The sequence below is a fragment of the Pseudoalteromonas sp. Z9A4 genome (assembly GCF_011378845.1).
Taxonomy (GTDB): domain Bacteria; phylum Pseudomonadota; class Gammaproteobacteria; order Enterobacterales; family Alteromonadaceae; genus Pseudoalteromonas; species Pseudoalteromonas arctica.
This window is the reverse complement of record NZ_WTLA01000013.1, coordinates 46,609-58,608: the sequence shown is the minus strand read 5'-3', so window position 1 is coordinate 58,608 and position 12,000 is coordinate 46,609. Positions and strand designations below refer to the sequence as shown.

10 protein-coding genes are annotated in these 12,000 nt (G+C 38.8%); 5 read left to right on the top strand and 5 right to left on the bottom strand.

What is annotated here, in order from left to right; genetic code table 11:
• Positions 1-17 precede the first annotated feature (17 nt).
• Positions 18-356, bottom strand: a complete 339-nt coding sequence (locus tag GQR54_RS11200) for a Grx4 family monothiol glutaredoxin (protein ID WP_166377666.1) — start codon at positions 354-356, stop codon at positions 18-20.
• A gap of 266 nt (positions 357-622) precedes the next feature.
• On the opposite strand from GQR54_RS11200, the gene GQR54_RS11195 reads away from it, so the two are divergent.
• The 4 genes from GQR54_RS11195 to GQR54_RS11180 all read left to right on the top strand — a co-directional run bounded on the left by GQR54_RS11195 (position 623) and on the right by GQR54_RS11180 (position 6,186).
• Positions 623-1,204, top strand: a complete 582-nt coding sequence (locus tag GQR54_RS11195; protein WP_024611616.1) for a Fe-Mn family superoxide dismutase — start codon at positions 623-625, stop codon at positions 1,202-1,204.
• A gap of 210 nt (positions 1,205-1,414) precedes the next feature.
• Entirely contained in the window at positions 1,415-3,337 is a 1,923-nt protein-coding gene (locus tag GQR54_RS11190) for a PrkA family serine protein kinase (protein WP_166377665.1), read from the top strand.
• Between the two features lie 31 nt (positions 3,338-3,368).
• Complete coding sequence (locus tag GQR54_RS11185) at positions 3,369-4,652, top strand: YeaH/YhbH family protein (RefSeq protein ID WP_166377664.1); 1,284 nt, start codon at positions 3,369-3,371, stop codon at positions 4,650-4,652.
• 19 nt (positions 4,653-4,671) lie between these two features.
• Positions 4,672-6,186: a SpoVR family protein gene (locus GQR54_RS11180; RefSeq protein ID WP_166377663.1), complete on the top strand. Its 1,515-nt coding sequence runs from the start codon at positions 4,672-4,674 to the stop codon at positions 6,184-6,186.
• 100 nt (positions 6,187-6,286) lie between these two features.
• Here the strand turns inward: GQR54_RS11180 and GQR54_RS11175 are convergent, their stop codons facing one another.
• Entirely contained in the window at positions 6,287-7,258 is a 972-nt protein-coding gene (locus tag GQR54_RS11175; RefSeq protein ID WP_166377662.1) for a diguanylate cyclase, read from the bottom strand.
• A 3-nt stretch (positions 7,259-7,261) separates the two neighbouring features.
• A complete protein-coding gene (locus GQR54_RS11170; RefSeq protein ID WP_166377661.1) occupies positions 7,262-8,266 on the bottom strand; it encodes a response regulator in 1,005 nt (334 codons plus the stop codon).
• Between the two features lie 220 nt (positions 8,267-8,486).
• Between GQR54_RS11170 and tpx the strand changes: the two genes are divergently transcribed.
• A complete protein-coding gene (tpx, locus tag GQR54_RS11165) occupies positions 8,487-9,068 on the top strand; it encodes a thiol peroxidase (RefSeq protein ID WP_166377660.1) in 582 nt (193 codons plus the stop codon).
• A gap of 88 nt (positions 9,069-9,156) precedes the next feature.
• Here the strand turns inward: tpx and adk are convergent, their stop codons facing one another.
• Positions 9,157-9,801, bottom strand: coding sequence for an adenylate kinase (adk, locus tag GQR54_RS11160; protein WP_010553395.1), 645 nt, complete (start codon positions 9,799-9,801; stop codon positions 9,157-9,159).
• A gap of 204 nt (positions 9,802-10,005) precedes the next feature.
• Positions 10,006-11,919, bottom strand: coding sequence for a molecular chaperone HtpG (htpG, locus tag GQR54_RS11155; RefSeq protein WP_166377659.1), 1,914 nt, complete (start codon positions 11,917-11,919; stop codon positions 10,006-10,008).
• Positions 11,920-12,000: the final 81 nt, after the last annotated feature.

Below are 12,000 nucleotides of genomic sequence, written 5' to 3'. Positions count from 1 at the left end.
GCAGGTTGACTAATAAATTACTCTGCTTCAGCTTCTTTATATTTAGCAGCAGTTTCTGTAATTAACGGCTGTAATTCACCGCGTTGAAACATTTCGATAATAATGTCACAACCACCAACTAATTCGCCATCTACCCAAAGTTGTGGGAATGTTGGCCAATTTGCGTATGCTGGAAGCTCAGCACGAATGTCTGGATTAAGTAAAATATCAACGTATGCAAATGGTTCACCACATGACATTAACGCTTGCGATGCTTGTGAAGAAAAACCACAATTTGGTAATTTTGGTGACCCTTTCATGAAAAGGATTATTGGGTTTTCTGAAATTTGCTGTTTAATTTTATCAATGGTTTCCATCTACAACCTCAAAGTAACGATAGCTAAATATATTTAGGTCTTGAAAATAACTCATCGTGACCACAAATATATAACTTAATATGGGCAAATAAAGCCGCAATTGAAATAGTCTTTCGCAATAGCATTGCTGTTTGCTTAAACTTGAGTAAAATACTCAACAATTATAGTAACACTATATTACCGCTTGGTATAGGTAACTGGTCTGTTCCAACAGGCATTACGTATTACCAAATGGACTATCAACCAAAGAAGATGGAGATAAAAAAATGGCATTTGAACTACCGTCACTACCATATGCAATCGACGCACTTGAGCCACATATTTCAAAAGAAACACTAGAGTTTCACCATGGCAAACACCACAACACTTACGTGGTTAAGCTTAATGGTTTAATCCCTGGTACTGAGTTTGAAAACAAATCTCTAGAAGAGATCGTATGTTCATCAGAAGGCGGCGTATTTAACAACGCAGCACAAATCTGGAACCATACTTTTTACTGGAACAGCTTATCTCCAAACGGCGGCGGCGAGCCTACTGGCGCAGTTGCTGATGCAATCAACGCTAAATGGGGTTCTTTTGATGCGTTTAAAGCTGCATTAAATGACAAAGCAGTAAATAACTTTGGTTCAAGCTGGACGTGGTTAGTTAAGCTTGCTGATGGTTCACTAGACATCGTTAATACATCTAACGCTGCTACACCATTAACTGATGATGGCGTTACTCCAATCCTTACAGTGGATTTATGGGAACACGCTTACTACATTGATTACCGTAACGTTCGTCCAGATTACCTTAAAGGTTTTTGGTCGCTTGTTAACTGGGAATTCGCGAACGCTAACTTCGCTTAATTAGCCTTTAAACGCTAATGTAAAAAAGACGCTTAGGCGTCTTTTTTTGTTTCTTATTTATCACACCCAAGCGCCTTACCATTTAATAAAACACTTTTAGTAACATGATCTTTTTTCACTTAAATTTTTAATTTTATTGCACAAAAATACACATTCGTGACTAGACTTTAAAAGGTAAGCACCTTTTTACAGCGGGTTTCGGAGGTTATTATGACGATTTTTGAGCATTACCAAGCACGATACGAAGCGGCACAGGAAGAAGAATACAGTATCGCTGAATTTCTTGAGATTTGTAAAACCGATAAGTCTGCCTACGCCAGCGCACCAGAACGCCTACTCATGGCAATTGGCGAACCAAACATGGTAGATACCGCAACGGATGCACGACTAAGCCGGTTATTTTCTAATAGAGTAGTTGCGCGCTACCCTGCCTTTACTGATTTTTATGGTATGGAAGACGCCATTGAGCAAATAGTCTCTTATTTAAAACACGCCGCCCAAGGACTTGAAGAATGCAAACAAGTGCTTTATTTACTTGGACCTGTTGGTGGGGGTAAATCATCCATTGCCGAAAAACTAAAATATTTAATGCAACAAGTGCCTATTTATTCAATTAAAGGCTCTCCGGTAAACGACCATCCTCTTGCATTATTTGACCCAATAGAGGACGCCGACGTACTTAAGCAAGAATACGGTATTAAACCGCGCTACTTAAAAACCATTATGTCGCCTTGGGCTGGCAAACGCTTAAAAGAATTCAATGGTGATATTAGCCAGTTTAGAGTGGTTAAACGCTACCCTTCTATTTTAAACCAAATAGGCATTGCCAAAACCGAACCTGGAGATGAAAACAACCAAGATATTTCGGCGCTAGTGGGTAAAGTCGATATTCGCCAGCTTGAGCACTTTGCCCAAAACGATCCTGATGCATACGCCTACTCGGGCTCTTTATGTTTAGCTAACCAAGGGCTGATGGAATTTGTAGAAATGTTTAAAGCGCCTATTAAAGTGCTGCACCCTTTACTTACCGCAACCCAAGAAGGTAACTACAACGGCACAGAAGGCATTAGTGCCCTGCCCTTTAATGGCATGATCCTCGCTCACTCTAATGAATCTGAGTGGCAAACTTTTAAAAACAATAAAAACAACGAAGCATTTTTAGACCGTGTTTATATTGTAAAAGTACCTTACTGCTTACGTGTAACCGAAGAAATTAAAATTTACGACAAATTACTTGAGCACAGCGAGCTATACAACGCGCCATGCGCACCAGGTACACTTAAAACATTGGCGCAATTTACGACGCTATCACGTTTAAAAGAGCCAGAAAATTCAAGTATCTATTCAAAAATGCGGGTATACGATGGCGAAACTCTAAAAGACACCGACCCTAAAGCAAAATCGTATCAAGAGTATCGTGATTACGCAGGTGTTGATGAAGGCATGACGGGGCTCTCTACTCGCTTTGCGTTTAAAATTTTATCTCGTGTGTTTAACTTTGATACCACTGAGGTTGCTGCAAATCCGGTGCATTTGTTCTATGTGCTTGAACAACAGATAGAGCGCGAACAATTTTCAAGCGAAATAGAAGAGCGCTATTTAAGCTTTCTAAAAGGCTATTTAATTCCACAATACGTTGATTTTATAGGTAAAGAACTGCAAACCGCTTATTTAGAATCGTATTCAGAATACGGACAAAACATTTTTGACCGTTATGTTATTTATGCAGACTTTTGGATACAAGACCAAGAATATCGCGACCCTGATACGGGACAACTATTTGACCGCGAGGCACTTAATGCCGAACTTGAAAAAATAGAAAAGCCAGCAGGTATTTCTAACCCTAAAGATTTCCGAAATGAAATAGTGAACTTTGTATTGCGTGCCCGTGCGCACAACAACGGTAAAAACCCACTATGGACAAGCTACGAAAAACTACGCACGGTTATTGAGAAAAAAATGTTCTCTAATACCGAAGATTTGCTCCCCGTAATTTCGTTTAATACTAAAACGTCTGCAGAGGATCAGCAAAAGCACGAGGATTTTGTGAACCGTATGGTCGAAAAAGGCTATACACAAAAACAAGTTCGCTTGCTTTCTGAGTGGTATTTACGGGTTAGAAAATCGCAATAACCTTCATAGTCGTAGTATATAGGAGGTCAATATGGCGCATTTTATAGATAGGCGTTTAAACGGAAAAAATAAAAGTACGCTTAATCGCCAGCGCTTTATTAGGCGCTATAAAAAACAAATTAAAGAAGCGGTTTCAGATGCGATTAACAAACGCAGCGTTACCGATTCAAGCTCTGGTGAGAGTATTTCTATTCCACAACGCGATATCAGCGAACCTACGTTTCATCAAGGGCAAAGCGGGAATAGAGAACAAATTCACCCTGGTAACGATCAGTTTTCTACAGGTGATAAAATTGAGCGCCCTAAAGGCGGACAAGGCAGTGGTGCCGGTGAAGGTGACGCCAGCGATTCGGGCGAAGGACAAGATGAGTTTGTATTCTCTATTTCAAAAGATGAATACCTTGATTTACTGTTTGAAGATTTAGAGCTCCCTAACTTACAAGAGAACCAGCTTGATAAGCTAGTGCAAATGAAAACCCACCGCGCAGGTTTTTGTAGCGACGGCATGCCAAGTAATATTGACATTGTCCGCTCTCTTCAAGGCTCGCTTGCGCGCCGTGTTGCCATGAGTGCAGGTAAAAAACGCCGTTTAAAAGAGCTCGAAGAACAACTTGCTCTGCTGCTTGCTGGTCCACATAACGATAAAGCGGCAATTGCTTTATTACAAAAAGAAATTGCAGCATTAAAAGTGCAAATTAAGTCGGTTCCGTTTATTGATAACTACGATTTGCGTTTTCGTAACTACGAAAAGCGCCCTCACCCCACCAGCAAAGCGGTGATGTTTTGTATTATGGATGTGTCAGGCTCAATGGATCAGCCAACAAAAGACATGGCAAAGCGTTTTTATATTTTGCTCTATCAATTTTTAACACGCAGCTATAAAGACATAGAAGTTGTTTATATTCGCCACCACACACAAGCAAAAGAAGTAGACGAACAAGAATTTTTTTATTCCCAAGAAACTGGCGGCACTATTGTTTCAAGTGCTCTTAAATTAATGAACGAAATAATAAAAGAGCGTTACCACGCAAACGAGTGGAATGTATACGCCGCACAAGCCTCTGATGGCGATAACTGGGCGGACGACACCCCGCAGTGTGGTGAAATTTTACGTAATAAGCTCTTAAGCGCAGTACGTTATTTTGCTTATATTGAAATAACCACTCGTGCTCATCAAAGCCTATGGCGCGAATATGAATCTATAACACACAGCCATAATAATTTCGCCATACAACATATTCAAAGCGTTGAAGATATTTACCCAATTTTTAGGGAGCTATTTAAAAAAGGTCGTCAACAGCAAAACTCTGCATAGCCTAAAGCGAGGTAGCATTATGAATGATAAACGATTGAGTGATGGTCCAGATTGGACCTTTGGTTTATTAAATGAATATCAAAGTGAAATTGCCCGTGTTGCAGCTCACTACAGGTTAGACACCTATCCTAATCAAATTGAAGTGATAACCGCAGAGCAAATGATGGATGCTTATTCAAGCGTTGGTATGCCTATTGGCTATAGTCATTGGTCTTACGGTAAAAAGTTCATTCAAACAGAGCAAAATTATAAGCGCGGACAAATGGGTCTCGCTTACGAAATAGTGATAAATTCAGACCCTTGTATTGCGTACTTAATGGAAGAAAATACCCTACCTATGCAAGCGCTTGTAATGGCGCATGCATGTTACGGACATAACTCATTTTTTAAAGGTAATTACTTATTTAAAACCTGGACCGATGCTGGCTCAATTATTGATTACTTGGTATTTGCTAAAAACTACATAAGCCGCTGTGAAGAGAAGCACGGTATTACACAAGTAGAAGCTCTACTCGACTCATGTCATGCATTAATGAATTACGGGGTCGATCGCTACAAACGTCCACAACAAATATCGCTATTTGAAGAGCAAAAACGCCAACAAGAGCGCGAAGACTACCTTCAATCGCAAGTAAACGAACTATGGCGAACTATTCCTGAGCAACAGCAAGAAACCAAAAAGAAAGTACGCCACTTTCCTTCTGAACCCCAAGAAAATATTTTGTATTTTATTGAAAAAAATGCCCCATTACTCGACTCTTGGCAACGTGAAGTGATACGTATTGTACGTAAAATTTCGCAATACTTTTATCCACAAAAACAAACTCAAGTAATGAACGAAGGTTGGGCAACTTTTTGGCATTACACCATCCTTAATCACTTATACGATGAGGGAAAACTTACCGACTCGTTTATGTTAGAGTTTTTACAAAGCCATACCAACGTAGTTTATCAGCCACCTTATAACAGTAAGTATTATTCAGGCATTAACCCATATGCTTTAGGCTTTAATATGATGGTTGATATTCGCAGAATATGTGAGCACCCAACTGAAGAAGATAAACGCTGGTTTCCTGAATATGCAGGCAGTAATTGGCTAGATACACTGCATTTTGCAATGGAAAACTTTAAAGATGAGAGTTTTATTAGCCAGTTTTTATCGCCTAAGTTAATTCGTGATTTTAAATTATTTACTATTATTGATCATACTAATAATCCCCATTTAGAAATTGGCGCAATACATAACGACAACGGCTATAAAGCAGTAAGAGAAGCACTCTCAGCGCAGTACAACTTGAGTAATCATGAGCCCAACATTCAAGTATATGACGTTGATATTAGAGGTGACCGTTCACTAACCCTACGCTATGTACCTCATAACAATATTCCTTTAGCAAACTCGCACGAGGAAGTGCTTAAGCATCTTTACAGATTATGGGGCTTTAAAGTAAAACTAGAGCAAGAGTCAAATTCTGGTGAGGTTTCAATGATTGGTCAATGCCCAATAGATGACTCTCGACACACAACACAATAATGAAGAGCAATAAAATTTTCATACTGATTGGGTTTGCTCAGCAGGTTATAAAAAAACACCCTATTATTTAACCCTAAATTCTGGATATAAAAAATGACGCTTAAGCGTCATTTTTTATATCTTCGTAGGCTATTACTTTATTTCGCCCTGTATTTTTAGATTGGTACAGTGCTTTATCTGCAGCCTCTATCCAGCGCTCATGATTTTTAAATTCATGGCTAAAACAAGCCAAGCCAATACTTACAGTCATCTCAACCTTTATATTTTTGTAAATTACAGGATTTGATTCGATCAATTGTCTTAAGCGCTCAGCAAATATAACTGAACCTGCTTTATCTGTATCCAATAATGTTACTACAAATTCTTCACCACCGTAGCGCCCCGCTATGTCTGTTTCCCGTAGTGCTGAGCGTAATAATTTAGCAAGATGGCGTAAAGCCTCATCACCACAGCTATGTCCATATTTGTCATTAACTTTTTTAAAGTGATCAATGTCGAACATTAATAAAGCGCTACAGCCTTCGCTGCGTTTTGTACGTAAGTATTCTTGCTTTAGCAGAGCTTCCCAATGACCTCGATTTGCTAACTGCGTTAAATTATCGATTTGGCTCATTCTCTCAAGCTCTTTATTCAAATCCTCTAATTCTTTCTTATTTACTGCAATATCAGTTACATCATACAGAATAATACAAATATGACTCACCTCAGCCCTTATATTAGTCAATGGAATAAATGTCGCATTTTGGTACATATATTCAGCTTTGCCTGTAATTGGACGGTAATTTTTAAAGCGAAATATATAAGGCTGCTGCTCCCAAATAGTAAATGAGCGATTTTTTAACACAAAAACCGATTCAGATTTACTTCTAAACCATTTTTCGTCTATTGCTGGAAATAAATCAAATAGGTCTTTATCTTTTACTGCGCTTGGTAGAAGCCCTGAATGGTTTTCCATAAAACCATTCCATACACACACCTTATAATCTCTATCGAGCACTACAAGGCCTACATCAACAGTATTAAACATATCCATAAGCCAATGGATCTCATTCATTTCTAAATCTGCAGCCATAACTTAATCTTCTAATAGGTAAGCAACTTTGTATTTCAAAGTTTTAAGTGAATCTTCAGTAAATAACAGCATGAGGTCGCAATTTATATCATGGTTTTCAATACCGTAACTAATCTCTATAGCAAGCGTGCGCTGCCAATGCGACTTGTTGGCTTTGACTAATTCGGAGACCTCTCTGTGCTGACCAAGTACTATTGGGTGCCCTTGGCTAAATGACATATCGAGCTGTTTTGAAAGGCCAGTTAAAATAGCGCCTATCAAAATATTACTAATATCCATAAGCAGCTCAAGTTCAACTTTATCGTTTAACTCGCCGTCATAATTCATCAACGAAGCTATTTCTTTGAAACTTGAATCATTTAAGAGTAATAACGCTTCGCCCGATACGCCTCCACCTATAAACCCTTGGCAAACACCGGAGGTAGAAACATTATTGTCAATAGAACGTAGCGCCATATCTAGCTCACTAACTTCTAATATATTAACGTTAGGAATAGGGAGTTTTACAAACACATTGAGAAGACGAGCAAGTAAATCCCCAGCTTGTCCCATGGCAATATTAGTTAATTCTTGGTATATATCACGGACATCGGGATCAATTTGCTCGCCTAATGAGTTAGAAAGTCGCTCACGAATAGCTTTGTCTTTTATTCCATGGTGTTCAATTATGCTGGCTAGTTTTTCGGGGGAACATGGTTTTTGAATGAAATCGATAGCACCAAGTTCAAGCACTCTTTGATGTGCACTTGGTTGTATATCACCAGAAACCACAACCGTGAGTATATTAAGCCCAAGTTCTTTTATGGCGATTAATACTTCATAGCCGTCCATTTCAGGCATATTCAAATCGAGAAACAGTATCTCTGGTTCAGTTGATTTTATTTGTTTTATGCAATCAACGCCGTCAATTGCAAATTCAATTTCGATATCCCAATCTTCAGGTAATGAGCGAGCTAGCTGCCGCCTCGCTAATTTTGAATCATCACATATTAATACCGATGTTGGCATATTATCTCTCTATTTATAAACCCGTCATAAGTATTTAATGATCTTAAAGGTTTTTATTATTCAAGATTTTTTGTAACTTCATGTTAATCAAAGGTTATCTCAGTTACAATATTCATATCCCAGAACTGATTCCTACTCCATTAGGACCATAATCGCTTGGTTACTATTGTGCAGTATAATACACTGAGGCCCATTGCGTTAATTTAAAAGGAAATACCTTATGTTACGTTCACTTGCCTTTGCTTTAAGTGCGTTTTGCGCCGTGGCTATAGCAGCCGACTATCCAGAAAACACGCTAGACGCAGGAAAAGTATCCGCACAAGGCAAAACAGTTACTTTATTAGGTCAAGGTATCTCATTAGGAGATAGTGCGCCAAATTTCAAAGTAGTTGATGACAACTTCATCCCGGTAACGCTTGAGGATTACAAAGGCCAAGCTGTATTGATAAGTGTAGTGCCAAGTCTTGATACAGGTATTTGCAGCCTGCAAACTAAGCATTTTAATGAAAAAGTAGCCTCGCAATTTCCAAGTGTTGTAATGCTAACAATTAGTGCTGATTTACCATTTGCTCAAAAGCGTTTTTGCAAAGCTGAAAATATCGATAAAATCACTACGTTATCAGATTCTGTTTGGCGCGATTTTGGCCAAAAATACGGATTGATTATTAAAGATATGGGCTTATTAACGCGAACTGTATTTATTTTAGATGAAAGCCATAACGTCATTTATAAACAATTAGTTAGTAGCCTTTCAACTGAACCAGAATACAACAGCGTAATTAAGAAACTTAAAACGCTTTAAAGCCGATTAAATAGCACTGATTAAGCAATGCTACATAGCCTCAAAACAAAAAACCGCCAATTGGCGGTTTTTTAATGTGCTTTTATAATTAACCTAAAAGCTCACCAAGTTGTGAACTTACAGCTTCAACAGCTTGTGTACCATCTAGTTTGTGGTATTGAGTATTACCAGCAGCAGCTTCTGCTTGGTAGTAATCAACTAATGGCATAGTTTGCTCGTGATAAATACCTAAACGTTTACGTACTGTTTCTTCAGTATCATCAGCGCGAACAATTAAGTCTTCCCCAGTTTCGTTGTCTTTACCTTCCACTTTTGGTGGATTATATACAATATGGTAAACACGACCAGAACCTGGATGAACGCGACGTCCGCCCATACGTTCAACAATCACTTCGTCAGCCACGTCAAATTCAATAACGTGATCAACCACTACGCCATTTTCTTTCATCGCATCAGCTTGAGGAATTGTGCGTGGGAAGCCATCAAGTAAAAAACCTTTCTCACAATCAGCTTTAGTAATACGCTCTTTTACTAAACCAATAATAATATCGTCAGAAATTAGTTGACCAGCATCCATTACTTTTTTTGCTTCTAAGCCTAATGGCGTGCCCTCTTTAATTGCTGCACGTAACATGTCGCCAGTAGAAATTTGTGGAATACCGTATTTGTCCATTAAAAACTGAGCTTGAGTACCTTTACCTGCACCCGGCGCGCCCAAAAGAATAATGCGCATATTATTGTCCTCTAGTATGGATAATTATTTTAAAGCCTGAATTCTTCCACAAGCGCCGCCGATACTCAAGCAACTTATACTAATTGATGAGTTGCAGGTGTATTTACAGCGCATTAAAAAAGGGAACACACGTTCCCTTTTATTTAAAGTATATAGTTTATACTTTCTTGTCCAAATTCAGGACTAAGTTAAGTAGCTAATTGACTATTTGCTTAGTTCAAGCATAAGCTTGTTTAAGCGAGTCACAAATCCTGTTGGATCTTTAAGTGTACCGCGCTCTGCAAGTAATGCTTGGTCTAGTAAAACATGTGACCACTGTGAAAACTTATCTTCATCTTGTTCGTCATTCAAATGCTTAACAAGTTGATGCTCTGGGTTTAGCTCAAACACAGGTTTCGCTTCAGGGGCTGCTTGACCAACAGATTCCATTAGCTTTTGCATTTGTGAGCTCATGTCGTTGTCGTCGCTTACAACACATGCTGGAGAGTCTGTTAAGCGGTGCGTAAAGCGTACTTCTTTAACGTCATCACCTAGTGCTGTTTTAATACGTTCAACAAGCCCAGCCATCTCTTTTTCAGACTCTTCTTGCGCTTTTTTAGTCTCTTCGTCGTCCAGCTTACCTAAATCTAAATCACCACGTGTAATTGACTGCAGTTGCTTATCAGCAAATTCAGTTAAGTGGCTCATCATCCACTCATCAACACGGTCACTTAACAATAATACTTCAATACCTTTTTTGCGGAAAATCTCTAAATGTGGTGAGTTTTTCGCAGAGGTAAATGTATCAGCAACAACGTAGTAAATTTTGTCTTGGCCTTCGTTCATACGCTCAACATATTGCTCAAGCGACACATCTTGCGTTTCTGAATCAGTATGAGTAGAAGAAAAGCGTAATAACTTACAAACAGCTTCTTTGTTTGCTGCATCTTCAGCTGGGCCTTCTTTCATTACTTGACCAAACTCGTTCCAAAATACTTGGTAATCGTCAGCTTTGTTTTTAGCCATACGCTCAAGCATTTTAATAATGCGCGATGTACACCCTTTACGAATAGCTTGCGTTACTTTGTTATCTTGTAGAATTTCGCGAGATACGTTTAACGGTAAATCGTTTGAATCTAATAAACCTTTTACAAAGCGAAGGTAGCTTGGCATAAACTGCTCAGCATCATCCATTACAAATACACGTTGTACGTAAAGTTTTAAACCACTTTGACGTTCACGGTTCCATAAATCGAAAGGTGCTTTTTTAGGGATGTATAAAAGGCTAGTGTATTCAGTTTTACCTTCAACCTTATTATGTGCCCAGCTAAGTGGATCTTCCCAATCGTGGCTTACGTGCTTGTAAAACTCTTTGTATTCGTCATCAGAAAGCTCTGACTTATCACGTGTCCACAATGCAGTTGCGCGGTTAATGCTTTCCCACTCACCGGGTACTGCAGCGATTTTTTCGCCATCTTCGCCTTCAGACTCTGGTACTTCTGCTTTAAACATTTGTACTGGTGTTGAAATATGGTCTGAGTATTTAGTAACAATGCCACGTAAGCGGTAATCGTCAGAAAATTCTTTTTCTTCATCACGAAGATGTAGAATGATGTCGGTACCACGGCCTTCTTTTTCAATTTCTTGAAGCGTGTATTCACCTTCACCTTGAGATTCCCACTCGTAAGCCGTTGTTTCGCCTGCTTTACGTGTACGAACAGTCACTAAATCGGCAACAATAAATGCTGAGTAAAAACCAACACCGAATTGACCAATTAGCTGTGAATCTTTACTTTGATCACCCGTTAAATTTTTGAAAAAATCAGCAGTACCTGACTTTGCAATAGTACCTAATGAGCTAATTACTTCATCGCGCGTCATACCAATACCATTATCAGAAATAGTAATGGTATTTGCTTCTTTATCTGCGCTAATACGTACACGTAAATCGGCATCACCTTGGTAAAGGTCGCCTTGAGATAGCGCTAAAAAGCGTAACTTGTCTGCTGCGTCTGATGCATTTGACACAAGCTCGCGTAAAAATATTTCTTTATTAGAATAAAGAGAATGAATCATTAAGTTTAATAATTGTTTTACTTCTGTTTGAAAGCCTAATGTTTCTTTTTGTGCTGCAGTCATTTATATATCTCCAATTTGCAAAGTGTCTGCGTTATGCACTTAATATGGGGTGAGGTGTTAGAACTTCAAGGGAAAACAAAT